This window comes from Microbacterium sp. gxy059 (assembly GCF_050958665.1).
In the GTDB taxonomy this organism is placed as follows: Bacteria; Actinomycetota; Actinomycetes; order Actinomycetales; family Microbacteriaceae; genus Microbacterium.
On the sequence record NZ_JAMXWT010000012.1, the window covers coordinates 62,265 to 85,962 of the forward strand.

Annotated in this window: 21 protein-coding genes and 1 pseudogene; 4 read left to right on the plus strand and 18 right to left on the minus strand. The window is 72.4% G+C overall.

Features of this window, described 5'->3' with window-relative positions:
• Nucleotides 1-4 precede the first annotated feature (4 nt).
• From NHL53_RS08905 to ykgO, 7 genes are all read right to left on the minus strand, one after another.
• The gene (locus NHL53_RS08905) at nucleotides 5-835 is read right to left on the minus strand and encodes a metal ABC transporter permease (protein ID WP_433776526.1); all 831 of its coding nucleotides are present in this window, start codon (nucleotides 833-835) and stop codon (nucleotides 5-7) included.
• Between the two features lie 73 nt (nucleotides 836-908).
• Nucleotides 909-1,736 carry a metal ABC transporter ATP-binding protein gene (locus NHL53_RS08910; protein WP_433776507.1) on the minus strand — a complete coding sequence of 276 codons (828 nt, stop codon included), beginning with the start codon at nucleotides 1,734-1,736 and terminating at the stop codon, nucleotides 909-911.
• A 676-nt stretch (nucleotides 1,737-2,412) separates the two neighbouring features.
• Entirely contained in the window at nucleotides 2,413-3,630 is a 1,218-nt protein-coding gene (locus NHL53_RS08915; RefSeq protein ID WP_433776508.1) for a metal ABC transporter solute-binding protein, Zn/Mn family, read from the minus strand.
• Between the two features lie 656 nt (nucleotides 3,631-4,286).
• Nucleotides 4,287-5,246 carry an ABC transporter substrate-binding protein gene (locus NHL53_RS08920; RefSeq protein WP_433776509.1) on the minus strand — a complete coding sequence of 320 codons (960 nt, stop codon included), beginning with the start codon at nucleotides 5,244-5,246 and terminating at the stop codon, nucleotides 4,287-4,289.
• Nucleotides 5,243-6,070, minus strand: a complete 828-nt coding sequence (locus NHL53_RS08925; protein ID WP_433776510.1) for an ABC transporter ATP-binding protein — start codon at nucleotides 6,068-6,070, stop codon at nucleotides 5,243-5,245. Before NHL53_RS08925 ends, NHL53_RS08920 begins: the two co-directional genes overlap by 4 nt.
• Nucleotides 6,067-7,119, minus strand: coding sequence for a FecCD family ABC transporter permease (locus tag NHL53_RS08930; RefSeq protein WP_433776511.1), 1,053 nt, complete (start codon nucleotides 7,117-7,119; stop codon nucleotides 6,067-6,069). Before NHL53_RS08930 ends, NHL53_RS08925 begins: the two co-directional genes overlap by 4 nt.
• Complete coding sequence (ykgO, locus tag NHL53_RS08935; RefSeq protein ID WP_433776512.1) at nucleotides 7,116-7,238, minus strand: type B 50S ribosomal protein L36; 123 nt, start codon at nucleotides 7,236-7,238, stop codon at nucleotides 7,116-7,118. Before ykgO ends, NHL53_RS08930 begins: the two co-directional genes overlap by 4 nt.
• Nucleotides 7,239-7,318: 80 nt before the next feature.
• Between ykgO and NHL53_RS08940 the strand changes: the two genes are divergently transcribed.
• Nucleotides 7,319-8,326, plus strand: a complete 1,008-nt coding sequence (locus NHL53_RS08940; RefSeq protein ID WP_433776513.1) for a GTP-binding protein — start codon at nucleotides 7,319-7,321, stop codon at nucleotides 8,324-8,326.
• 194 nt (nucleotides 8,327-8,520) lie between these two features.
• On the opposite strand, the gene NHL53_RS08945 is transcribed toward NHL53_RS08940, so the two are convergent.
• From NHL53_RS08945 to NHL53_RS08960, 4 genes are all read right to left on the minus strand, one after another.
• Nucleotides 8,521-9,840: a dihydrolipoamide acetyltransferase family protein gene (locus NHL53_RS08945; RefSeq protein WP_433776527.1), complete on the minus strand. Its 1,320-nt coding sequence runs from the start codon at nucleotides 9,838-9,840 to the stop codon at nucleotides 8,521-8,523.
• Nucleotides 9,841-9,858: 18 nt separating this feature from the next.
• Nucleotides 9,859-10,839, minus strand: coding sequence for an alpha-ketoacid dehydrogenase subunit beta (locus NHL53_RS08950; RefSeq protein ID WP_433776514.1), 981 nt, complete (start codon nucleotides 10,837-10,839; stop codon nucleotides 9,859-9,861).
• Nucleotides 10,836-11,987: a thiamine pyrophosphate-dependent dehydrogenase E1 component subunit alpha gene (locus NHL53_RS08955; RefSeq protein WP_433776515.1), complete on the minus strand. Its 1,152-nt coding sequence runs from the start codon at nucleotides 11,985-11,987 to the stop codon at nucleotides 10,836-10,838. The genes NHL53_RS08950 and NHL53_RS08955 overlap by 4 nt, the downstream gene beginning before the upstream one ends.
• A gap of 215 nt (nucleotides 11,988-12,202) precedes the next feature.
• Nucleotides 12,203-13,261, minus strand: coding sequence for a histidinol-phosphate transaminase (locus NHL53_RS08960; RefSeq protein ID WP_433776516.1), 1,059 nt, complete (start codon nucleotides 13,259-13,261; stop codon nucleotides 12,203-12,205).
• A gap of 286 nt (nucleotides 13,262-13,547) precedes the next feature.
• Here NHL53_RS08960 and NHL53_RS08965 point away from each other — a divergent pair, with 286 nt between their 5' ends.
• Nucleotides 13,548-14,222, plus strand: a complete 675-nt coding sequence (locus NHL53_RS08965) for an NAD(P)H-dependent oxidoreductase (protein WP_433776517.1) — start codon at nucleotides 13,548-13,550, stop codon at nucleotides 14,220-14,222.
• A 68-nt stretch (nucleotides 14,223-14,290) separates the two neighbouring features.
• Here the strand turns inward: NHL53_RS08965 and NHL53_RS08970 are convergent.
• The 3 genes and pseudogenes from NHL53_RS08970 to NHL53_RS08980 all read right to left on the minus strand — a co-directional run.
• Nucleotides 14,291-15,271 (minus strand): annotated as a pseudogene (locus NHL53_RS08970) (IS481 family transposase); the annotation flags it as partial.
• A gap of 39 nt (nucleotides 15,272-15,310) precedes the next feature.
• Entirely contained in the window at nucleotides 15,311-16,087 is a 777-nt protein-coding gene (locus tag NHL53_RS08975) for a MerR family transcriptional regulator (RefSeq protein ID WP_433776518.1), read from the minus strand.
• A 13-nt stretch (nucleotides 16,088-16,100) separates the two neighbouring features.
• Nucleotides 16,101-17,006, minus strand: a complete 906-nt coding sequence (locus tag NHL53_RS08980; protein WP_433776519.1) for a DUF2268 domain-containing protein — start codon at nucleotides 17,004-17,006, stop codon at nucleotides 16,101-16,103.
• Between the two features lie 320 nt (nucleotides 17,007-17,326).
• Between NHL53_RS08980 and NHL53_RS08985 the strand changes: the two genes are divergently transcribed.
• Nucleotides 17,327-17,728, plus strand: a complete 402-nt coding sequence (locus NHL53_RS08985; RefSeq protein ID WP_433776520.1) for a phage holin family protein — start codon at nucleotides 17,327-17,329, stop codon at nucleotides 17,726-17,728.
• Here the strand turns inward: NHL53_RS08985 and NHL53_RS08990 are convergent.
• Together NHL53_RS08990 and NHL53_RS08995 are read right to left on the minus strand one after the other, a co-directional pair.
• Nucleotides 17,691-19,136 carry a hypothetical protein gene (locus NHL53_RS08990; RefSeq protein ID WP_433776521.1) on the minus strand — a complete coding sequence of 482 codons (1,446 nt, stop codon included), beginning with the start codon at nucleotides 19,134-19,136 and terminating at the stop codon, nucleotides 17,691-17,693. The two genes, NHL53_RS08985 and NHL53_RS08990, sit on opposite strands and share 38 nt — an antisense overlap.
• Nucleotides 19,133-19,387: a hypothetical protein gene (locus NHL53_RS08995; protein ID WP_433776522.1), complete on the minus strand. Its 255-nt coding sequence runs from the start codon at nucleotides 19,385-19,387 to the stop codon at nucleotides 19,133-19,135. The genes NHL53_RS08990 and NHL53_RS08995 overlap by 4 nt, the downstream gene beginning before the upstream one ends.
• Before the next feature lie 168 nt (nucleotides 19,388-19,555).
• On the opposite strand from NHL53_RS08995, the gene purB reads away from it, so the two are divergent.
• Nucleotides 19,556-20,944: an adenylosuccinate lyase gene (gene purB / locus NHL53_RS09000; protein WP_433776523.1), complete on the plus strand. Its 1,389-nt coding sequence runs from the start codon at nucleotides 19,556-19,558 to the stop codon at nucleotides 20,942-20,944.
• A gap of 18 nt (nucleotides 20,945-20,962) precedes the next feature.
• Here the strand turns inward: purB and NHL53_RS09005 are convergent, their stop codons facing one another.
• Nucleotides 20,963-21,655, minus strand: coding sequence for a hypothetical protein (locus tag NHL53_RS09005; protein WP_433776528.1), 693 nt, complete (start codon nucleotides 21,653-21,655; stop codon nucleotides 20,963-20,965).
• A gap of 151 nt (nucleotides 21,656-21,806) precedes the next feature.
• Nucleotides 21,807-23,594, minus strand: a complete 1,788-nt coding sequence (locus NHL53_RS09010) for an ABC transporter substrate-binding protein (RefSeq protein ID WP_433776524.1) — start codon at nucleotides 23,592-23,594, stop codon at nucleotides 21,807-21,809.
• Nucleotides 23,595-23,698 lie beyond the last annotated feature (104 nt).

Sequence of the window (23,698 nt, forward strand, 5' to 3'; positions counted from 1 at the left end):
GAGCCTACTTCGCCGCGGCCGTGAGCGGGCCGTCCGCCGCCTGCAGCCGCAGGCTGAGGGCGCGCTCGCGACGCAGCGCCACGAGGCGGCAGACGACGTAGATCGCGAACGAGATGGTCGTGATGTACGGGCTCACGGGGAGGCTGCCGGCGATCGCGAGGAGGATCCCGCCCACCGCCGAGACGAGCCCGAACGCCGCGGAGAGCAGCGGGACGACGAGGGGGCCGTGCGCGACGCGCATCGCCGCGGCCGCCGGGGTGACGAGCAGCGCCATGACGAGCAGCGCGCCGATGATGTGCACGGCCGCCGCGACGATCGCGCCGAGCAGCAGCATGAACACGATGCTCAGCCCGCGGGTGGGAAGGCCCCGCGCCTCGGCCGCCTGCGGGTCGAGCGAATCGAAGCGCAGCGGGTTCCAGACGACGACGAGCCCCACGAGCACGATCGCGCTGATGACGATGAGGGCGTTCAGGTCGGGGTTCGACACCGACACGATCTGCCCGGTGAGCAGGCTGAACCGGTTGGCGGAGCGCCCCTCGTAGAGCGAGAGGAAGAGGATCCCGAGACCGAGGCCGAACGGCATGAGCACGCCGACGATCGAGTTGCGATCGCGCGCGCGGGACCCGAGCACGCCGATCAGCAGGGCGGCGGCGATGGCGCCGGCGAGGGATCCCGCGACGACGGATCCGCCGAACAGCAGCGCCGCGGCGGCCCCGGCGAACGACAGCTCGCTGATGCCGTGGACCGCGAACGCCATGTCGCGCTGCATGACGAAGACGCCGATGAGGCCGCCCACGATGCCGAGCGCGGCGCCCGCGATGAGCGAGTTGGTCATCAGCTGCAGCAGCGCGCCGTAGTCCTCGAACGACAGCACGTCGCTCCAGCTGAGGGCGGGGAGGATCGTCACGTCAGAACACCCCCGCCTCGTCGTCGTCATGGTCGTGCTCGTGGTGCGGGTGGTGCGGCTCCGCGTCGGGCACCCCGGCCACGAGCAGGCGGCCGCCCGCGCGCACGACCTCGACAGGCGCGCCGTAGAGGTCGGTGAGCACGTCGCTGCGCAGCACCTCGTCGGGCGCGCCGAGCCGGAAGCGCCCGCCCGCGATGTAGAGGATCCGGTCGACGGCGCCGAGGATCGGGTTCACGTCGTGCGTGACGAACAGCACGCCCGCGCCGTGCTCCCGGCGCTCGCGGTCGATGATGCGGATGACGGCGCGCTGGTTCGCGAGGTCGAGGCTCGAGAGCGGCTCGTCGCAGAGCAGCAGGGGCGGGCGATCGACGAGCGCCTGCCCGACGCGCAGCCGCTGCTGCTCGCCGCCCGACAGCGATCCGACGGGATCCGAGGCGAACCGCGTCGCGCCGACGGCGTCGAGCAGCGACGCCACCCGGCGGGCGTCGCCGCGCCGCGGGATCGGGAGCCCGAACCGCGTGCCGCTGACGCCGAGCGCGACGAGATCCTTCGCCCGCATGCTCGTGCCGAGCGGGAAGGGCCGCTGCTGCGGGATGTAGCCGACGTGCCGGCTGCCGCGGCGCACGGGCCGGCCCGCGACGCGGATGTCGCCCGCGCTGAGCTTCTGCAGGCCGAGGATCGCGCGCAGCAGGGTGGTCTTGCCCGACCCGGAGGGGCCGAGCACCGCGACGAACTCCCCGGGCTCGACCTCGAGGTCGAGCCCCTGCCAGAGGTCTCGTCCGCGCAGGCGCAGCCCCGCGCCGTGGATCTGGAGCACGGGTTCGGTCATCCGACCAGTCTACGACCGCAGTGATAATCGTTCTCGTGGATCCGCTGACCGCCGCCCGCGTGAGGCCAGGGAGGGCTTCCGCGCCAGGGGGTGCGGGCGCCGACCGTTGCGCGCGGGGCGGGGCGCCGACCGTGGCGGGATCCGGATGCCTGCCCACCCGCGCTCGGGACCGTGTCTCACGTCATGCCGGAAAGCGAGGGCCATTCCCGCAGAACGCGAGACACGGATCCGCCCACAGCCGAACCATGTCCCGATTCGTGCGGGAATCGGGACGGCATTCCGACAGGATCCGCGACACACGCCGCCCCACCCGCACGCCAGCCGACCATGTCTCGCATCGCGCCGGAAAGCGAGCGTCATTCCCGCAGAACGCGAGACACGGATCCGCCCACAGCCGAACCATGTCTCGACTCGTGCGGGAATCGGGACGGAATTCCGACAGAAATCGAGACACGCACCACCCCGCCCGCACACCAGCCGACCATGTCTCACATCGCGCCGGAAAGCGAGCGCCATTCCCGCAGAACGCGAGACACGGATCCGAGGAGCCCGGCGCCGAGCGGATCCTGCCCCGGGGGCGATGCACGACGACGCCGATCCTCGCTCGCGAGGCGCGACGCGCCGGGGTTTCGACCCCCGGACACCGCGGATCGGCGTCGTCGTGCACTGCGGGGCGTCAGCCGAGCGCGGCGGTGAGCGCCTCGGCGTTGTCGGTCATCCACTCGACGTAGTCGACGCCGTCGGGCAGCGTCTCGGCGAACTCGACGACCGGCACCCCGGCGCCCTCGGCCGCCTCGATGACGCGCTCCGTCTCGGGGCCGCCCGTCTGGGCGTTCGTGACGAGCACGTCGACATCGCCGCCCTCGATCGCGTCGAGCGCAGCGAGGAGCGTCGCGGGAGCGACGTCCTGCCCCTCCTCGACGGCCTCGGCGAAGCCCTCGGTCGTGACGTCGTCGAAGCCCGCGGCCGCGGCGAGATAACCGCCGACCGGCTCGGTGAAGAAGACCGTGGATCCCTCGTTCTGGGCGTGCTGCTCGGCGAGGAGATCCTCGAGACCCGAGATGTCGCCGAGCAGGGCGTCGGCGCTCTGCGCGATGTCGTCGGCGGCGTCGGGGAGCTCGGCCTGGAGCTCGTCGCTCAGCGCCTCGACCGCGTGCGCGATCGTGTGCGGGTCGTACCAGACGTGCTCGTTGAAGCCCTCGATGTGGTCGTGGCCCTCGTGATCGTGACCATCGGCCTCGTCGCCGTGGTCGTGCTCGGCCTCCTCGGAGTGCTCGGCCTCATCGGCATGCTCAGCCTCGTCGGCGTGGTCACCAGCCTCGTCCGCGTGATCGTGGTCGTGCTCGTCGGCTTCGTCCGCGTGGTCATCCGCCTCCTCGGCGTGGGCGTGCTCCTCGTGCGCCGCGCCGGCGTGGTCGTGGGCGTCGCCCTCGTCGGCGTGATCGTGCTCATCGGCCTCATCCGCGTGGTCGTGCTCGTCGCCCTCGTCGCCGTGATCGTGCGCGTGCCCGTCCTCACCCGGGTAGTCGTGGCTGTAGGTGACGACCTCGATCACCGGCACGTCGGCCTCCTCGGCGAGCGCCTCCATGAAGTGGTCGTAGCCGCCGCCGTTGAGGACGATCAGGTCGGCCCCCTCGACCGCGAGCTGGTCGCGGGCCGTGGCCTCGTACGAGTGCGGATCCTGCGTGGGCGAGTCGATGATCTCCGTCACCTCGGCGGCGTCGCCGACGAGCTGCTCGGCGAGCGACGCGTAGACGCTCGTGGACGCGACGACCTGGAAGGCGTCGTCGTCTCCGCCGCCGGCTTCCCCGCCTCCGGCGGATCCGCAGGCCGCGAGGACCAGGGCGGGGACGGCGAGGAGAGGGGCGATGGCGAAGGAACGGCGTGTGCGCATGCGGGGAGATTACTCCTCTTGAGAACTGTTATCAAAATCAACCGCGAGGGTTCCGCCGCCCCGCGCGCCCGGTCGCCCACCCGCCCTCCGCACCGTCCTCATCGCGCCCCGGCCTCCCGCGGCCGCATCACTCGCGAGTGGCGCAGATATTCGCCAGTGGCGCAGAAATCACGCCGCATCTCTGCGCCATTCGCGAGAAACTGCGCCACTCGCGAGCCCAGGCCCGGCAGATCACACAGCCGTACGGGCCTCCGCACCTCGGACCGCGTGGACGGGATCGCAGGATCCGTCCCGCCCCTCCCCGGGGGCCGCATCACTCACGAGTGGCGCAGACATCCGCCAGTGGCGCAGGAATAACGCCGGATCTCTGCGCCACTCGCGAGAAACTGCGCCGCGCGCGAGCTCGGTACCGGCCGCTCGGACGAACGTCACACGGTCCGCACGGCAGACGTGCCACGGCCCCACAGGCTGACCATCCGGACGGCAACCCGCACGCGCGCCGAACGGGCCACGCACGCCGGACGACCCACCGCGCGCCGCTCCCGCCCACGCAGCGCCGCCCACCCGCGCCCCACGGGCCGACCGCCCGGACGGCACCGCACGCCGGACGACCCACCCGCACGCCGGACGCCCCACCCGCACGGCGCGCCCTTCCGTCAGTTCAGGAGGGCCGAGATCTCCGCAAGGCCGTCCACGGCGGCCGTGCCAGCGGTGTCCGAGGCGATCGCGCCGCTGACGAGGTGCACCTCGTCGTCGGCGACAGCCGGCACCTCGGCGAGGGCCGGCGAGGCGAGGAGCTGCTGGAAGGGGCCCAGCCCCGCACCCCGGAAGTCCTCGACGACGATGACGTCGGGCGCGATCTCGACGAGGCGCTCGGGGTCCGCCGGCACGGCGCTCGGCCCCGAGCCGACGACCTCGCCGCCGGCCTCCTCGACGAGGTGCGACATGAGCGTTCCGGCCGGCTGCACCATCTGCTGCCCGCCGCGCGCCATGAGCAGGAGCACGCGGGGCACCTCGCCGCCCGTCGCCTCGGCGTCGATCTCCGTGCGCCGCTCGGCCATGTCCGCGACGATCCGCGCAGCCTCGTCCTCGGCGCCGAGCGCCTCGCCGAGCACCTCGACGCCGCCCTGGATCCCGTCGAGCGTCTGGAAGTCCTCGTCGTCGAACGCGAGCACGGGGATCCCGGTGCCCTCCAGCAGATCGGCCGCGGCCTGCTCGCCGTCGTGCCGCTCCGTCAGCAGCACGAGGTCGGGCTCGAGCGCGAGGATCTGCTCCGGGTCGGGGGTCGTCTGCGTCTCGAGCACCGTGTCGACCTGCTCCGCGAGGGCCACCTGGTTGCCTGCGCCCTCGGCGACGCTGCCGCTCGACACGGCCGCGACCCGCTCGGGGCCGACCAGCTCGAGAGCGAGGTCGCTCGTCTCGGTCGACAGTGCGACGATCCGCTGCGGCTCGGCGGGGATCTCCGCGGAGCCGCCGTCGAGCTCCACGGTCCGGGGCCAGGCGCTCTCCGGGGGCGCGGCCTCGGACGAGGCGGGAGCGGACTCGGCCGGGGCGCAGGCGGCAAGCGCGAGGGCGGCGGCGAGTGCGAGGGCGGTCGGTGCGATGAGGCGGGTCATGTGGGGATCTCCTGTCGGATCGGATCGGGGGTCGGGGCCTCGTCGGCCGGGCCGACGAGCGCGATGCGGAGGCCGCCCGCGACGGGGTCGGCGGCCACGTGGGCGCGCACCCCGTACACGGCGGCGAGAAGGGAGGGCGTGAGCACCTCGCCGGGCGCTCCCCTGGCGATGATCCGCCCCTCGTGCACGACCGAGAGGCGGTCGCAGACGCGGGAGGCGACCTCGAGGTCGTGCAGGACGACGCCGACGCCGAGCCCGTCGGAGGCGAGGTCGCCCAGGAGCGCGAGGACGTCGAGCTGGTGTCGGGGATCGAGCGCGGCGAGGGGCTCGTCGAGCAGCAGGACCCGCGGCTCCTGGGCGAGGGCCTTCGCGATGAACGCGAGGCGCCGCTGGCCGCCGGACAGCGTGCGGACGGGCCGCTCGGCGAGGTGCGCCGCCCCGGCTCGGTCGAGCGCCCGGCGCACGGCGGCCGCGTCGTCGGCCCCGGGGGCCGCGAGCAGGCGCCGGTGCGGGTAGCGCCCCATCATGACGAGCTCGCGCACGCGGAGGTCGTCGCCGCGACCCGGATCCTGCGGGAGGAGCGCGCGGATCCGCGCCCGGGCGCGGGAGGAGAGGCGGGCGACGTCGGCGTCCCCCGAGCGCACGGATCCGGAGGCGACCGGCGCGGTCGAGGCGAGCGCGCGGAGGAGGGTCGACTTGCCGGCGCCGTTCGGCCCGATGATGCCGTGCACCTCGCCCGGGGCGATCCGCAGGTCGGCGTCGCTGAGCACCCGGGCGCCGTCGCGTACGACGCCGACGCCCTCGGCGCGGAGGTCGTCGATCATGCGCCCGCCCTCCGGCGGCGCAGCACGAGGAACATGAGCGCGGGAGCCCCGATGAAGGCCGTGATCGTGCCGGTCTGCAGCACGACGGGATGGAACATCAGGCGCGCAACGAGGTCGGCGAGCACGAGGAACACCGCCCCGACGACGGCGGACAGGGGCAGCAGCCGACGGTGGTCGCCGCCCGCGACGAGGCGCACGAGGTGCGGCACGACGAGGCCGACGAACGAGATGACGCCCGTCACGCACACCGCGGCGGCCGTGGCGAGGGCCGCGATCGCGAGCAGGCCGTGGCGCGCGAGCGGGGCGTTCACGCCGGTCGTCGCGGCCTGCTCCTCCGAGAGCGCGAAGAGGTTGAGCACGGGGCCGGAGGCGGCGAGGATCGCGACGCAGACGATCACGGGCCCCGCGGCGAGCGCCGCGTCGGACCAGGTGCGCGCGGTGAGGTCGCCGTTGAGCCAGAAGATCACGCGCTGCACGTCGGCGGCCTCGCTCGCGTTCGCGAGCACCGCCGCGACGATCGCGCCGAGCAGCGCGTTGATCGCGATGCCCATGAGCACGAGCGTCGAGGGCGCCCCGCCGGCGAGGCCGGCGATCGCCTGCACGGCGAGGGTCGCGAGGAGCGCCCCCGCGAACGCACTGAGGGGAAGGGCCCACCAGGCGGCGGTCGCGGCCCCCGCGACGATCGCGATCACGGCGCCGACGGCGGCGCCGCTCGAGACGCCGATGATGCCGGGCTCGGCGAGCGGATTGCGGAACAGCGCCTGCATGACGACGCCGCAGACCGCGAGAGCGGAGCCGACGAGCGCCGCGACGACGGCCCGGGGCAGGCGCACGCTGAGGATCAGGGCGTCCGCGCCCGTGGGATCCGCCCCGGCGAGCGCCCGCCCGACGGCCTGGGCCACCTCGGCGGGGCTCGTCGGCACGGGGCCGATCGCGACGCCGGCGACGAGCGCCGCCGCGACCGCGCCGAGGGAGACGATGACCCACGCCCCGCGGCGCAGCGCGAGGGGTGCGACGGCGCGCCGCCCGGGGAGGGCGGCGACGGTCACCCCTGGCGCCCCTTGAAGCGGGGGTTCTGCTTGTTGATGACATACACGCGGCCGCGGCGGCGCACCACCTGCGCGCCCGGCTGGTTCTTCAGCGATCGGATCGATGCGCGGACCTTCACGATGACCTCCTATTAATGAGAATGGTTATCGTTAGAGTAACGTGGATCCCCTCCTCCTCCGAATCGAAGAAGGGATCCCCATGGATCAGACAGACGTCGTCGCGGTGGTCGGCACCTGCGCCCCCGAACGAGCGCGCTGCGCCACGGACCTCGCCCGCTCCACCGGCCGGGTGCTCTTCCCCGCCCTGCGCGTGTCGATGGCCGCCGACCCGGTGGACGAGGCGCTCGCGCTCGCCCCCTGGGCGGCCGCGGAAGGCGCCGTCGTCGAGTTCCCGCCCGCGATCGCGCCGACCGAGATCATCGGCCGATTCGCGGATCCCGGCTCGCCCGCGCGCCTCGTCGGCCTCACCTGCGTCGTCGACGCCGCCCACCTGCTCGACGACCTGGGCCGCGACGACTACCTCGTGCACCCACTGCCCGGTGGCAGCCGCCGCTTCCGCGCCCGCGCCCTCGCGACCGCGACGCAGATCGAGTACGCGACCACCGTCGTCTGCGCCAACTGGGACGCCCTGCCCACGCCCGAGCTGTCGGTCGTGCTCGCCGTCGTCAGCGCGCTCGGCCCCCGCGCGCGGATCCGCCTGCACCCCGCGCCCGTCGACGCCCCCGAGCTGTCGGACCCGCCGGCGAGCGCGCAGGACCGCCCGGGGTGGATCGCCCTGCTGAACGACGAGCACGACCCCCACATGACCGACAGCCGTGTGCGGACGCTCCGCTACCAGTCGCTGCGGCCCTTCCACCCCGAGCGCCTCGAGCGCCTGCTGGAGGACCGGATCGGGACGGGGGAGTTCGGCGCCGTGCTGCGCTCCGCCGGATTCTGCCGCCTGGCCACGCGCCCGAAGGTCACGGCCCACTGGGAGCAGGTGGGCGACATGATCTCTCTGCCGCCCGTGTCGACGGACGACGACCTCGCGGAGGACGAGGAGCTGCTCGCCGCCGGCCAGGACATCGCGTTCATCGGGCTCGACCTCGACGACCGCGCCCTCGTGCGGGCGCTCGACGACGCGTGCCTCACCGACGACGAGTTCGCCGCAGGACCCGACGCGTGGGCCGCGCTCGCGGATCCCTTCCCCGCCTGGGCGGAGGCGTAGCGGGCGGGCCCTCCCCTGACCGCGCGGGACGCGCCCCCCCCGCCTCGGGGTCGCTCCTCTGCCTCCCCTGGCTCGCGAGTGGCGCAGAAACGCGCGAGTGGCGCAGATATTCGGTCGAGCATCTGCGCCACTCGCGAAGATCTGCGCCGCTCGCGAGCCGGGAACCGGGGCGGGGCGAGCCGAGCCGGCGGGGCTCAGTCGAGGAGCAGCGCGGGCTCCTCCAGCACCGCCGCGATGTCGGCGAGGAACCGGCTGATCTTGTCGCCGTCGACGATGCGGTGATCGAAGGATCCCGACACCGTGGTCACCCAGGCGGGGCGCACCTCGCCGTCGACGACCCACGGCTTCTGCCGGATGGCGCCCATCGCGACGATGCCCGCCTCGCCCCTGTTGATGATCGGGGTGCCGGCATCCATGCCGAAGACGCCGATGTTCGTGATCGTGATCGTGCCGCCCGCGAGCTCCTCGGGGCTCGTCTTGCCCTCGCGCGCCTTGGTGGTGAGGTTCTGCAGCGCCAGGGCGAGCTCGCGGATCGACATGTCGTGCGCGTCCTTGATGTTCGGCACGACGAGGCCGCGGGGCGTGGCCGCCGCGATGCCGAGGTTCACGTAGCCGCGCACCTGGATCTCCGCGCCGGACTCCGTCTCGATCCACGACGAGTTGATCTCGGGGTTGCGCTGCACCGCCCACAGCAGCGCCTTCGCGAAGACGAGCAGCGGCGAGATGCGCACGTCGGCGAACTGCGGCTGCTGCTTGAGGCGCTTGACGAACTCCATCGTGCGGCTCGCGTCGACGTCGGTCCACACCGACACGTGGGGCGCCGTGTACGCCGATCCCGACACCGCGTTCGCCGTCGCCTTGCGCACGCCCTTGACGGGGATCGCCTCGTAGCGGTCGTCGGCGGGCGGCTGCGGGGCGGGGATCCGCCGCTCGCGCTCGGCGGGCCACGCCGGGGTCGACAGGTTGCGGAACACCGACGCCTGGTCGGCGTGCTTCACGACGTCGTCGCGGGTGACCTCGCCGGAGGGCCCCGTGCCGGTCACGTCGGATAGCGTCACGCCGAGGTCGCGGGCGAGCTTGCGGACGGGCGGCTTGGCGATGACGCCGACGGAGCTCGTGACCGCGCGGTCGTGCGAACGGGCGCGACGGCGCGTCTTCGCCTCGGCGCCGCTGCCGTACCCCACGAGCACGGCCGAGTCGGAGGAGTCGGCGGGCGCCTCGGGCGTCGCCCCGCCCTCGGACGACGAGCTCGGCGCGTCATCCGCCGGCGCGGCGGCGCTCTCGATCGTGAGGATCGGCGCGCCCACGTCGACCGTGTCCCCCTCCTCGACGAGCAGCTCGCGCACCGTGCCCGAGAAGGGCGACGGCAGCTCGACGACGCTCTTCGCCGTCTCGATGTCGGCGATCGTGTCGTTGACCGCGACGGCGTCGCCGGGCTTCACGCGCCATTCGACGAGCTCGGCCTCGGTGAGGCCCTCGCCCACGTCGGGCAGGTGGAACGTCTCCATCGCGATGTCCTCTTCTTCGTCGGGTCAGTATTCGAGCGCGCGGTCGACGGCCTCGAGCACGCGGTCGGCGTCGGGGAGGAAGGCCCCCTCCAGCTTCGCGGGAGGGAAGGGCACGTCGAAGCCCGACACCCGCATGACGGGCGCCTCCAGCGAGAAGAAGGCCCGCTCGGTGACGGTGGCGGCGATCTCGCCGCCGAGGCTCGTGTGCCCCGGCGCCTCCTGCGCCCACACCATGCGGCCCGTCGAGCGCACCGACTCGACGAGCGGGTCGTAGTCGACCGGGGACAGCGAGCGCAGGTCGACGACCTCGCAGCTCGTGCCCTCGCCCTCCGCGATCGCCGCGGCCTGCAGCAGCACCGAGACCATCGCGCCGTGACCGGCGAGCGTGATGTCGGAGCCCTTCCGCACGACGCGCGAGGCGTGCAGCGGGGGGCCGGCGTCGGCGCGGTCGACCTCGCCCTTCTGCCAGTAGCGGCTCTTCGGCTCCATGAAGATGACGGGGTCGTTCGAGCGGATCGCCTCCTGGATCATCCAGTAGGCGTCGTGGGGCGTCGAGGGGCTCACGACGCGCAGGCCGGGGGTGTGCGCGAAGTACGCCTCCGGGCTCTCCTGGTGGTGCTCGATCGCGCCGATGTGGCCGCCGTAGGGGATGCGGATCACGACGGGCAGCGACAGGGATCCCTCGTGCCGGTTCGTGAGCTTCGCGAGCTGCGTGGTGATCTGGTCGAAGGCCGGGAACACGAACCCGTCGAACTGGATCTCGACGACGGGCCGGAAGCCCGCCATCGCGAGGCCGATGGCCGTGCCGACGATGCCGGACTCGGCGAGCGGGGTGTCGATCACCCGGTCGCCGCCGAAGTCGCGGTGCAGGTGCTCGGTGACGCGGAAGACGCCGCCGAGCGGGCCGATGTCCTCGCCCATGAGGAGCACGTGCGAGTCGTCCTCCATCGCGCGGCGCAGGCCGGCGTTCATCGCCTTCGCGAAGGGCATCGTCTCGAGCGTCATGCCTCTCCTCCCTCGAACGACGCCTCGTACGAGGCGAGCCACGCGGCCTGCTGCTCCATGAGCGGGTGCGGATCCGCGTAGACGTGCGCGAACATGCTGTCGGGGGTCGGCTCCGGCATCCTCACGACCCGCTCGCGCGCGTCGGCGGCGAGCGCATCGCCCTCCGCGTCGACGTCGTCGAAGAACGCCTGCGACGCGCCCCGCGCCTCGAGGAAGGCGCGCATCCGGACGATCGGGTCGCGCTCGGCCCAGGCGGCCTCCTCGTCGCGACCGCGGTACTTGGTCGGGTCGTCGCTCGTGGTGTGCGCGCCCATCCGGTAGGTGACGGCCTCGATGGCGCGCGGGCCGCCCCCGGACCGGGCCTCGTCGAGCTGCATGCGCGAGACGGCATACGACGCGAGCACGTCGTTCCCGTCGATGCGCACGCTGGGGATCCCGTAGCCGGCGGACCGCTGCACGAGGGGCACGCGCGTCTGCGTCGAGACGGGAACCGAGATGGCCCACTGGTTGTTCTGCAGGAAGAACAGCTGGGGCGTGTTGTAGGAGGCCGCGAAGACCATCGCCTCGTGCACGTCTCCCTCGCTCGCCGCGCCGTCGCCGTAGTAGACGACGACGGCCTCGTCGCGCTCGGGATCGCCCGTGCCGGTGCGTCCGTCGAAGTTCAGCCCCATCGCGTATCCGGTGGCGTGCAGCGTCTGGGTGCCGAGAACGAGCGTGTACAGACGCGTGTTGCCGTTCATCGGGTCCGTCGGATCCCACCCGCCGTGCGTGACGCCGCGCATGAGCCCGAGGATGTCGACGGGGTCGACGCCGCGGATGCGCGTGACGACATGCTCGCGGTAGGAGGGGAAGATCGTGTCCTGCGCGCGGGCGGCGCGGGCGGATCCGACCTGCGCGGCCTCCTGTCCCCACGACGGGGGCCACAGCGCGAGCTGACCCTGCCGCTGCAGGAGGGTCGCCTGCCGGTCGAAAGCGCGGATGACGGCCATGTCGCGGTAGAACTGCTCGAGGGTCGCGTCGTCGAGAGCGTCGATGATCCCGACGTACGGCTCGGCCTCGGGGGTGGGGGCGACGGATCCGTCGGCGTCCAGGATGCGCACGACGCCCTGGTCGTGCGCGCGGAGCGGGTTCTCTGCCGAAGTCACCACTCCACGCTAGGCCCCTCCGCGCCGCCATGCGATGCGACACTCTCGACAACGGATGTCGACCTCCCGTGGCGGATCCCCACAGGCCGTCCCCCATGCTCGCGAGTGGCGCAGACTTTCGCGAGTGGCGCAGGAATCGGGTCGGATATCTGCGCCGCTCGGGCAGATCTGCGCCACTCGCGAGCCTCACCGCGGGCGGGACGGGAGCCTCGCCGCGGTCAGAGGGAGCGGGCGACCTCGAGCACGCGGTCGATCGACTCCTCCTCGCCGACGGAGATGCGCACGCCGTCGGGGAAGGGGCGGACGATGAGCCCGGCCTCCTCGAACGCCGCGGCGACGGCCGGATCCTCCGTGGCGATCCACACGAAGTTCGCCTGGCTGTCGGGCACCGCGAGCCCGGCTTCGCGCAGGCCCTGCACGAGCCGGGTGCGCCGCGAGACGGTCGTCGCGACGCGCTCGGCCATCTCGGCGTCGTGGGCGAGGCTCGCGAGCGCGGCCGCCTCGGCCTGCGCCGTGACCGACAGGGGGATCTGGGTGGCGCGCGCCGCGTCGATGATGCGACGGTGACCGATGGCGTATCCGACGCGCAGGGCCGCGAGGCCGTACGCCTTCGAGAAGGTGCGCAGAACGACGACCTGCGGGTGGCGCTCGTGGATGCGCTCGACGAGGCCGTTCACCGCCCGGTCGTCGACGACGAACTCGGCGTACGCCTCGTCGAGGAGGATGAGCACGTCGTCGGGCACGCGCTCGATGAACGCCTCGACGTCCTCGCGCGGGAGCGTCGGGCCCGTGGGGTTGTTGGGCGTGCACAGCAGGATGCAGCGGGTGCGCTCGGTGATCGCGGCGGCCATCGCCTCGAGGTCGTGGGATCCGTCGGGGCGGTTCGGCACGGGCACGCCGGTCGCGCCGGCGACGCGGACGAGCCCGGGATACGCCTCGAAGGAGCGCCACGCGTGCACGACCTCGTCACCCGCGGCGGACGACGCCTGGATGAGCGCCGCGAGCAGAGAGACGCTGCCCGCGCCGACGATGACGTCGTCGGCGTCGACGCCCCAGCGCTCCCCGAGCGCGGCCCGGAGGCGGGCGGCGGTCGCATCGGGGTAGCGGTTGAGGGCGTCGGCCCCGCGCACGGCGTCGAGCACGCCGGGCAGCGGATCGAAGGGGCTCTCGTTGCTCGACAGCTTGAAGCCGTCGGGGCGCGCCGCGCGGCCCTGCTTGTAGGGCGGCAGCGCCGCGATCTCGGGTCGGATGCGCGGAAGAACGGGGTCGGTCGTCACGGATCCATCCTAGGAGCGCGTCGGCGGCGCACCGTCTGCGGGCGCCGGCGCCGCGGGGAGGGCGCTCCCCTCCGGGTGCGTCCGGATCGCGTCGCCGCGCCGGAGGGTCGCCTGGCCGGCGCGCGGCGGCTTGACTGTGTGGCGGGAACCGGATGTTGACTCGGTCGCCCGGGCGGGGAGCGCCCCGCGCCGGGCCGCGGGAGAGCTCCGCGTTCCCGCCCCGCCCGCGCCGATGCCCGAGATCGCCCCTCGGTCCGGCGCCCCCCGATCACCAGGAACGGACACCATGCACCTTCTGACCGTCTTCTCGCACCCCTGGCGCGACAGCTATCCCGGCGCGGTCATGGACGCCTTCCACGCGCCGTTCGACGAGGCGGGGCACACGATCGACGTGCGGGATCTGCACCGCGAGCGCTTCGACCCGAGGTTCATCCCGGACGATCACGCTCATATCTGGGGCGGACCGGTCCCGCCGGGGATCGCGGACATGCATCGGCGGGTCGAGCGGGCCGACCGGCTCGCCTTCGTCTTCCCCGTGTACTGGTGGTCGATGCCCGCGCTGATGAAGGGATGGATCGAGCGCGTGTTCACCGTCGGCTGGGCCTACCAGTACGGATCCAGCGTCACAGACCGCGGCAGGGCCGCTCTCCGCGGCCTCCTCCCCTCGATGCCCACCGCGCTCATCGGCATCGGCGGATCGAAGGAGGCGACCTACGACAGGTACGGCTACGACGAGGCGATGCGGACGCAGCTGGATGTCGGCGTCTTCGCCTACTGCGGGATCGACGACGTGGAGAGCCACCTCGTCACCGACGTGGAAGGGGATCACAACGCTCCCCGCCGGGAGGCGGGGCTCGCACGCGCGGACGAGATCGGGCGCGCCTTCGCCGCCGCGGACAGGACGCCGCGCCGCGCGAAGGAGGAGCACCTGGCGCGACGTCGCGCGCGGGGAGAGATCTGACGCGAGCGAGCCGCACCGCTTCCCGCTCGCGGGAGCAGACGGCGTGCATCCGTCGTCGACCGCTGGTTGTACTGACCGGAGACGTTGGTCAATCGTGAGAAGGGCGGCTTGTTGCCGCAGGCTGAGTGGGACCGGTGGTGGTTGTAGTAGTGCAGCCAGCCGTCCAGCTCGCCGCGACGTTCGGCTTCGGAGGTGTAGCAGCGGGCGTAGGCCCAGCCGTCGGCCATCGTGCGGTGGAACCGCTCCACTTTCCCGTTGGTCTGGGGCCGATACGGGCGGGTGCGTTTGTGCCGGATGCCGAGTTCGGTGCAGGTGTCTCGCCATAGGTGTGAGCGGTAGGCGCCGCCGTTGTCGGACAGGACGCGCTCTACGGTGACGCCGCGGGCGGTGAACCACTCAACAGCTCGGACCAGGACGGCGGTGGCGGTGAGGGCGGTTTCGTCGTCGTGGATCTCGGCGTAGGCGACGCGGGAGTGGTCGTCGACGACGGTGTGGACGTAGGCCTTGCCCATGAGCGGGTCGCTGTACTTGTTCTTGGGTTTGTCTGGGGTGGCTGCGCGGTTCTTGTCGCCTCGCTGGCGGCCGACGTAGCGCCAGCCCCCGCCGTCGGGGATGTTGCCGAGCTTCTTCACGTCGACGTGCAGCATGGCTCCGGGATGGTCGTGTTCGTAGCGCCGAACAGGCTCACCGGTGGCGCGATCGACATGGGACAGCCTGTTCAGGTGCACGTCAACCAGGATTCGGTGGACAGTTGACGGCGCGATCCCCAGGCGGCAGGCCAACTGGACTGGGCCTTCCCGGAGGCGGAGGCGCAGCTTGATGCAACGGCGCGTGGTCTCAGCGCTCACCTTGTTCGGCGAATGGTGTGGGCGTGAACTGCGGTCCTGCATGGACTGGCCGGTGCGGTAGCGATCGGCCCAGCGCTTCACGGTTGGCCAAGACACTTGGAAGCGGGCGGCGACCTCGCTGATCGGCCACCCGTCGTCGATCACCAGGCGAGCAACGATCAATCGGTGGCGCGGCGTGAGGGCGGCGTTGGCGTGGGACATGTGCGAGCTTTCTGGACGGGTCGCCGCGCTCACCCAGGCTCACTCCGGATGGTGCGCGTCGGTGTAGTGGTGCAGTGCGTGGGCGGCGAAGGTGGCGGCTTCGGCGCTGCCGAAGGCGGGATGGAAGTCGGGGTTGGTGGCGTAGAGGTTGGCCATGCCGTGGAGCATGGCGCGGGTCTTGGCGGTGTCCCCGGCGTGGGCGGGGGTGCCGGGGATCTGGGCAAACCAAGCTGCGTGAACTGCTGCGTGGTCCTGGGCGGCCGTGTCTGTTGGGGCGATTCCGTGGGCATGCAGCTCGCCCCAACGGGCCAACAGCGCTTCGGCGTCGGCTTGAAACTGTCGTTGCTGGTCGATGCTCTTGGTGTGCCACCAGCGGTTCGACTGCTCGAACACGTCACGGCCCCACCGCTGGGTGACCTCGTCCTCGTAGCGGTCGTTGAAGCCTTCGAGCATCATGTCCATCCGGGGCTGGCGACCCTCGCGCCGCATCGCCACGGTGTGCTCGACAGCAGCGATGCGCCTCGCAAGGGCATCCTGGTCCCGGCGCAGCCGGAGCAGGTGGGCTTCGAGAGCTTCGACTTCGACACGATGGTCTGCCTCGCCAGCCAGTACTGCCTTGATGGCATTCAGGGACAGACCGGCATCACGCAGCAGCAGGATCCGTTGGAGTCGCGCAACCGCAGTGGGCCCGTAGTAGCGGTAGCCGTTGGTGCCGATCCGATCCGGGGCCAGGAGGCCGATCTGGTGGTAGTGGCGCAGGGTCCGTGGGCTGATACCGGCCCGGTCTGCGAGTTCACGGACAGTCCACTCCACCATCGCGCTCCTCCTGTCAGCCGTCGTGTCGCGTCAGGCCCAACTGTGGCAGGGCGACGTCCAAGATCTCAGCGGCGGGCGTGGTGACACACTCGGCTGCCGTGCGACCGGTCGCCTCCAGATATGCCTGGGCAATGCGGGCCCCAGCCGCGTATCCAGCGCCGGTGGGCAGTCCAACCGGCGTGGAACCGAACAGGCGAGCACTGGCGTCGCCGAGGACCCAGGCGGCGAAGTCCTGCATTCCTGTCACGTCCAACCCCTCGACGACCCTGCGCAGAACGTCGTCGCTGCGGCGGGTCTGATCGGTGACGAAGTGCGTGTAGCCGCGCCGGCCGTGGGACTGGGCAGCAAACAGGTCGGCGAGCCCCTCGGCAACGACGTGTTCACCGACCGTGACGGTCTGCGGGTTCCACACGATGCCACCGGGCGAGTAGCGCACGTTGTGGTGCAGTTCGTGGAGGGCGATCGCTTCCAGTCGGTCGAGGACCTCGTCGGTGGGCCAGACCGTGATCGCGATGTAGCCACTGATCCCGCCGAAGCCCGACAGGCCACCGATCTCGTCCATGAAGTGTCGGTTGGTGGGATCGCCCAGGATCAGCAGCACCGTCAGGTCGGGAATCGTTACCCCAGGACAGGCCGTCGCCAAGTCCTCAGTGCCCTGCGTGAGGGCCCGCTCCATGCGGTTCCACGCGTCGGCCTGCTCCAGCCGATGGAGTGCGTCAAGCATGTCCTGGCGCGGGGCACTCGGCCCGAAGCCGAAGTTCTGCCCGTGAACTGCGGCCATGTCGGGACCATCAGGGATGAAGAAGTACATGCCGGCCATCGGCTCCCACAACCGGCGGGCCGCCTCCGGCCACTGGTCAGGGGAGCTATCGAGCATGGCGTGCATGCCTGCGGCGCTGTCGAGCATCGTGATTGTCATGCCTTGGACGCTAAGCATTGACGTTACGGCAAGGTCAACCCTGCAGGTCGATCAACGTGTCCGGTCAGTACAGCAGTGCCTCCGCCTCGATGAGGATTCGGGCTCGAGCAGGATCCGACGCCGACGAGCGCGAGCGGCGAGACGCCGCGGCGCCCCTTGCGCACGGGCAGGCCGACGCCGGGTCGTCAGCGCCTGGTCGAGCGCCCTCGGAGGCGTCGCCTCCCGGGCGAGGCGGCTCGCGAGCGCCCCGCACCTCCGGGCATGCCGTGGATCCGCCGAGTCCTCGACCGCGGCGCGCGGGCGGATGGCACACTCTCCGCATGGGCTTCCTCGTGCGTTCGATCGTGAACGGGTTCTCCATCTGGGTGATCTCGCTCATCCCGCTGCTGCAGGTCTCCGTGACGCCCTTCCCTCCGGGCCGCGACCTGCAGATGGTGCTGACCCTGCTGCTGATCGGCGCGCTGTTCGGCCTCGTGAACTCGATCATCGGCACCGTCATCAAGATCGTCGCGTTCCCGCTGTTCGTGCTCACGCTCGGCCTCGTGTCGCTGCTGCTGAACGGCGTGCTGCTGTTCATCACCGCCTGGATCACGGACTTCTGGCACTGGGGCCTCGGCATGGGGGCGTTCTGGCCGGGCGTGCTCGCCGGGATCCTGCTGAGCGTCATCAACTGGATCTTCGGCATCATCCTGCGTCCGCAGAAGAAGCGGAAGCGCCGCTGAGTGCTCCCTCACGGGCGCCGCGGGGCCCCGGCGCCTCGACCGTGACGCGCTCCGGGTGCGGCTCGGGTGCGGCGAACACGAAGCTCTCGACGTCGACGGCCCGCCGCAGCTCCGCGAAGTGCGCGCGCAGCGACTCCGCGCGCGGGTCCCCCGACCGCTCGAACTCCTCGGCCGTCTCAGCGTAGGAGCTGACGCGGTGCGAGCCGATGCCGAGCTCGAGCGCTCCGCGCCGCGCGGGGTCGGAGGTGCGGGAGATGAGCAGGCTCTCGTCGGATCCGAGCGGTGCGGGCGAGCCGTGGTCGGCGAGCGCCGCGACGGGGTCGTCGTCGTGCGCGAGCGCGATCGACGCGGTGCCGTCGCCGACCGGCACCCGGAGGGGCGCGCCGATCGTCGTGACGCTGCGCACATCGAAGCCGCTGTCGGTCGCGAGACGCTGCCCGACCATCGCGCCCTGAGAGAACCCGTACGCGTCGACGACGTCGCCCTCCTCGGCGCCCGCTCGGTCGAGCGCGTCGAGGACGAACTCGTATCCCTCCGACCCCGGCTGCCCGAGGTACAGGCCGAGGTTCCTGCTCCACCCGAACGGATCGTCGGTCTCGTGCGGCAGGCGGCGCGACCCCGTGATGTACACCGCGAAGCGCCTCGCCCCGTCGGGCATCGTGTACCGGTCGACGCGCACACGGTCGAGCGGACGGGAACCGGGGCCGCGCGACCCGCGTTCGCCGTTGGGGATGCGTCGGATCGCATCGGCGAGCCCTGTCGGCGCCTCGGAGCGCCAGCCGCTCCCCGAGAGCGACATCGGCACCCGTCGCTCGGCCGTGCGCGGCACCTCTCCGCGACGGGCCTCGGCGAGCGCCGGCTCGGACAGCGAGCCGGGCGCGCGCCCCAGGAACCCGCGCAGCAGGCCCGGCCCCATCACGAGGGCCGCCGCCAGGCCGCTCGTGATGCCGGGGATCACGCCGTCGAACTGCGCGGGGATCTCGTCGGCCGACATCGCCTCCCACGCCGCCCAGAGCATCTCGGCGCCGTCGTGCGCGTCGGGGTTGCCGCGCGCGAGCTGCGCGACCCGATCCGCGGCGAGCGCCCCGCTCGCGAGACGCGCCTGCGGACCGTGCATCGCCTGCAGGGCGCGCAGCTCGACGAGCTCGTAGACGTCGGCGGCGTGCCGCAAGCCGGCGACGAGATCGTCGGCCTCCTCGGCGAGGCCGGCCGCGTCGGCGGCGGCTCGCGCGACGTCTCCCGCCCAGGCGGACGGCGGCGCGAGCCCCGCGATGCCGCCGTTCGTCAGCTCGCCGCGGCGGGCCGCCTCCCGCAGCGCCTCGGCCGCGTGCGCCACGGCCGACGCCTGCGCGCGCAGCTCCTCCGTGTCGACGGCGACGACGCCGCCGTGCCGCACGTCGAGGCTCACGACGCCGCCCTCGCCTCGGCCTCCGAGAGGAGCAGGCGGCCCGTCTCCGAGAAGCGGGAGGAGAGCGACCCCGCCCGCTCAGCGCACATCTCGGCGTGCGTGCGGAAGCGATCGCCCGCCTCCGACCGCCATCCCATGTCTCCGGCGGCCGTCCGCAGGATCCGCGCCGCGCGCTGCGCGTCTTCGGCGCCCGCCCGCATCTCGTCGCCCGCCCGCCACAGCGGCGCGACCCTCTCGATGTCGATGACCATGCTCCGACTCTGGCGGCGCCCCTGCGCGGGCGCGGACGATCGCCGCGGGGAACTCAGATGGCCCGCGCGGATCGGCGCCTGTGGATGCGGAGTGGGGCGGCGGAGGCGATCGTCTCCTCAGCGCCGTAGGCTGGTGCAGGTCAGATCAGACTCACCCCGGAGGTGCCCATGGGCGCTCTGCCCACCCAGCCCCTGAGCCCGCTCGACGGCCGCTACCGCGCCGCCGCCGCCCCGCTCGCCGAGTACCTGTCCGAGGCGGGCCTCAACCGCGCTCGCATCGAGGTGGAGGTCGAGTGGCTGCTGCACCTCTCCGACCGGGGCGTGTTCGGCACCCCGCGCGTCTCCGACGACCTGAAGAACCGGCTGCGCCTGACGTACCTGCAGTTCGGCCAGCCCGAGATCGACCGCCTCGCCGAGACCGAGCGCGTCACCCGCCACGACGTGAAGGCCGTCGAGTACTTCGTGCGCGACGCGCTCTCCGAGCTCGGCCTCGATCACCTCGCGGAGCTCACCCACTTCGCGTGCACGAGCGAGGACATCAACTCGACCGCCTACGCCCTCACGGTCAAGCGCGCGGTGCAGGACGTGTGGCTGCCGCGGCTCCGCGAGGTCGTCGAGAAGCTCCGCGCCCTCTCCCTCGAGCTCGCCGACGCGCCGATGCTCTCGCGCACCCACGGCCAGCCGGCGACGCCCACCACGATGGGCAAGGAGCTCGGCGTGTTCGTGTGGCGCCTCGAGCGGGTGCTCGCCGCGCTCGGCACGACGGAGTTCCTGGCGAAGTTCTCGGGCGCGACGGGCACCTGGTCGGCGCATCTCAGCGCGGATCCGCGCATCGCCTGGCCGCAGGTGAGCCGCGAGTTCATCGAGTCGCTCGGCCTCACGTTCAACCCCCTGACGACGCAGATCGAGTCGCACGACTGGCAGGTCGAGCTGTACGACCGCGTGCGCCACGCCGGCGGCATCCTGCACAACCTCGCGCAGGACATCTGGACGTACATCTCCCTCGGCTACTTCACTCAGACGCCCGTCGCGGGCGCCACGGGATCGTCGACGATGCCGCACAAGATCAACCCCATCAAGTTCGAGAACGCCGAGGCGAACCTCGAGATCGCGGGCGGCCTGCTCGCGACGCTCGGGCAGACGCTCGTCACGTCGCGACTGCAGCGCGACCTCACCGACTCGACGACCCAGCGCAACATCGGCGTCGCGTTCGGCCACTCGCTGCTCGCGCTGGGCAACCTGCTCGACGGCCTCGACCAGATCACGCTCGCCCGCGACGTGCTCCTCGAGGATCTCGACGGCAACTGGGAGGTGCTCGCGGAGGCGATCCAGACCGTGATCCGCGCGGAGGTCGTCGCCGGCCGCTCGCAGATCAGCGACCCGTACGCGCTGCTCAAGGACCTCACCCGCGGTCACCGCATCGGCGCCGAGGAGCTCGCCGCGTTCGTCGAGGGGCTCGACATCGGCGACGAGGCGAAGCAGCGCCTCCTCGCCCTGACGCCCGCCGGATACACGGGGCTCGCCGAGCGGATCGTGCGCTCCAAGCTCGAGCGCTGACGGACTCCGCGCCCGCCCTCAGTCGTCGAGGTCGCCGGCGTCGAGCAGCGGCAGGTCGGCTCGGCTGATCAGCTGCGACGACACGGCGTACTCGACGAGGCGGGCGCGGCGGTTCATCGCGAGCTTCCCCGGCGCCCCGCGGAGGCCCTGCACCCCCATCCGGTCGAGCTTGTCGCAGACGTTGTCGAGCTTGCGGTTGAACCTGCTCATCGACCAGCCGAGTCGCTCGGCGGCGGCGGCCGACGACGGCAGGTCGCTGACCGACATGCCCTCGCGGCGCAGCATCGGCTCGGCGAGGGCGACGATGGCCTGCTTCTGCGACGCCGTGAACCGCACGGGCATCACGGTCGTATCGCCCGAGATCGACTCCTGCACCTGGCGCGTGACCGCGTACTGCGCGGCGGGCGCACACAGGCCGACCTCGTAGGTGGTGGGGCCGGCCGTGAACACGACGACGGTCTCCTCGAACACGAGCGGCAGCCGCGCGCCCGGCGACAGCCACGACTGCACGGCACCTCCGGCGCTCGACACGGTCGCCGTGAGACGGGATCCGACGTTCGACAGCCACCACAGGCCGTCGGCGTGCCACACCTCGAGGAACACGCGGTGCAGGTAGGGGTTGTCGTCGACCTGCAGGTCGCCCTCGCGGCCGATCGTGAACACGTCTCCCGGCGCGACCTCGAACCCCTCGCCCGAGAAGTCGATGCGCAGCGGGGTCGCCGCGGGACGCGGGGCGTCGTCGGGCACCGTGTCGACCCGGATCTCTTCTGCTGTCACGTGACCGTGCTCCCCCCCCCTTGCGACCGGTACGAGGGGCATTCTGCCAAACGAATGCGAACGACGAGGGAATGAAGCGCGCGACTCAGGGAGCGTCGGCGGGCGCCTCCGCCTCCGCGGGGCGCCACGTGGGCGCGCTGGAGGTGAGCGACGCGAGCCGCCCGGAGCGCGGCAGGACGGCCTCGAGGCTGCGGTCGCTGACCGTGACGACCGGATCCATCGCGAGCGGCAGGGCCGCCATCTGCTGCACGATCGTCTTCTCGATCTCGATCTTCACGTCGCGCGCCTCGTACGCGTCGGTCGTGCGGGAGAGCCGCTCGATGAGCGCGTCGCGTTCGGCGGAGGTCGCCCCCGTGCGGTTCTCGGCGCCGTCGGTCCCCCACTGGGCGGCGATCTCGGCCGGCGTCTCGGGCAGCTGCACCGTCGTGAGCAGGAGATCCCATTCGCCGCCCACCTCGGCGACCGAGGACGGATCCTCGCTGCCGCAGTCGGTCGCGATCCACTCTCCCTCGGCGACCGCGTCGCGGATCGCCTCGTACATCCTCCTGGCCGTCGGCGAGTCGACGTCGTAGAGCACGCACACGGTCGAGCGCGGGGGCACGCCGGCCGCGGCGCGCTCCTCCTCTGGCTTGCCGCCGGAGGCGCCGAGCAGCTCGCGGAACCCGCTGTCCTCGCGGGAGATCTCGCTGCCGCGGGTGCCGCTCGGGAAGATCGCCGACGTGGTCTCGGGGAACTCCGAGGCCCAGGCGCCCGCCCCCGCCTCGATGACGTCGCTGCGGGGGATGGCGCGCAGCAGCGCGCGGCGCACGGCGGGGTCGGCGAGCTTCGTCGGCCCTGAGGTGCGGGCGAGCACCATCCACGCCTCCCCGCGGTTCGACGCGTGCACGCCGTAGTCGTCGCGCTCGAGGTCGCGGATCGCCTCGAAGTTCTCGGGCGTCGGCTTCGCCTGCGCGATGTCATACCGTTCGCCGATGTCGTCCGGCAGCACGGCCTCCGTCTCGTGCTGCAACACGATCCGCTCGTACGCGCCGGTCGCCTCGCCGACGTAGGAGGTGTTGACGACGAGCGTGATGCGCTGATCCTCGTCGTCGGGTCCGCCCTCGATCCGCTCGATGCGGAAGGGGCCGCTCGACAGCGTGAGCATGTCGCGGGGCACGAGCCCGCCGTCGCCCGTGACGACGAATCCGTCGCGCCACAGCGTCGCGATCTTCGCGAGGTCGCCCTCGCGCCGCTCGGAGATCGCCGCGATCACGGCGGCCTTCGCCTCCATGGGGTCGTCGATGCCGAGAGCGCGCTGCCCGACGACGTGGGCCGGGACGGCGACGTCGAGCGCCGTCTGCCAGTCGACGACGGGGCGGGAGAACGACACCTCGATGCGGCGGGCGAACTCGTCGTATGTCGGGATCGCGTCGCCGGACCGCAGCCCGGTGGCGACGGATCCGAACCGCAGCGGGTCGTCGTCGGCGTCGCCCGCGAAGAACTCGGATCCGGCCGCCCACGCCAGCATGAGGTCGGCGGCGTCGACGGCGATGCCGTCGGACCAGACGGGCTCGGCCAGGTCGTAGGCGACGGAGAAGGAGTCGTCCGACTCCTCGAGGATCCGCACGGATCCGAAGGTCGCGTCGACGGTCGTCTCCCCCTCGCGCTCGCGCGCGAACTGCGCGCGGGTGAGGGCCTCGACGTCGGCGTTGCCTGGCGTCGCGCCGGTCTCGCTGGCGAGGTTGACGCTCGAGAGGGCCGCGTCCCACGCGACCCGCACCTCGCTGCCCTCGACCACGGTGGGCGGCAGGGCCGGCCCTCCGCAGGCGGAGAGGGCGAGCGTCGCCGAGACGACGGCGGCCAGGGCGGCGACGCCCCGTCGGATCCTGCGCATGCGCCGTCTCCCCTCGTCGCGCTCGCTCACCACGCTATGCCAGCGCGGGCTCTCCCTCGTTCATGACGAAGCGGGGTCGGGCACCCCCATGCCCGACCCCGCCG

Coding starts and splice junctions, on each gene's coding strand:
- NHL53_RS08905 (WP_433776526.1), bottom strand. CDS start 835: ATGACCAACTCGCTCATCGCGGGCGCCGCGCTCGGCATCGTGGGCGGC.
- NHL53_RS08910 (WP_433776507.1), bottom strand. CDS start 1,736: ATGACCGAACCCGTGCTCCAGATCCACGGCGCGGGGCTGCGCCTGCGC.
- NHL53_RS08915 (WP_433776508.1), bottom strand. CDS start 3,630: ATGCGCACACGCCGTTCCTTCGCCATCGCCCCTCTCCTCGCCGTCCCC.
- NHL53_RS08920 (WP_433776509.1), bottom strand. CDS start 5,246: ATGACCCGCCTCATCGCACCGACCGCCCTCGCACTCGCCGCCGCCCTC.
- NHL53_RS08925 (WP_433776510.1), bottom strand. CDS start 6,070: ATGATCGACGACCTCCGCGCCGAGGGCGTCGGCGTCGTACGCGACGGC.
- NHL53_RS08940 (WP_433776513.1), top strand. CDS start 7,319: ATGGATCAGACAGACGTCGTCGCGGTGGTCGGCACCTGCGCCCCCGAA.
- NHL53_RS08950 (WP_433776514.1), bottom strand. CDS start 10,839: ATGACGCTCGAGACGATGCCCTTCGCGAAGGCGATGAACGCCGGCCTG.
- NHL53_RS08965 (WP_433776517.1), top strand. CDS start 13,548: ATGCACCTTCTGACCGTCTTCTCGCACCCCTGGCGCGACAGCTATCCC.
- NHL53_RS08975 (WP_433776518.1), bottom strand. CDS start 16,087: ATGGTGGAGTGGACTGTCCGTGAACTCGCAGACCGGGCCGGTATCAGC.
- NHL53_RS08980 (WP_433776519.1), bottom strand. CDS start 17,006: ATGACAATCACGATGCTCGACAGCGCCGCAGGCATGCACGCCATGCTC.
- NHL53_RS08985 (WP_433776520.1), top strand. CDS start 17,327: ATGGGCTTCCTCGTGCGTTCGATCGTGAACGGGTTCTCCATCTGGGTG.
- NHL53_RS08995 (WP_433776522.1), bottom strand. CDS start 19,387: ATGGTCATCGACATCGAGAGGGTCGCGCCGCTGTGGCGGGCGGGCGAC.
- purB (WP_433776523.1), top strand. CDS start 19,556: ATGGGCGCTCTGCCCACCCAGCCCCTGAGCCCGCTCGACGGCCGCTAC.
- NHL53_RS09010 (WP_433776524.1), bottom strand. CDS start 23,594: ATGCGCAGGATCCGACGGGGCGTCGCCGCCCTGGCCGCCGTCGTCTCG.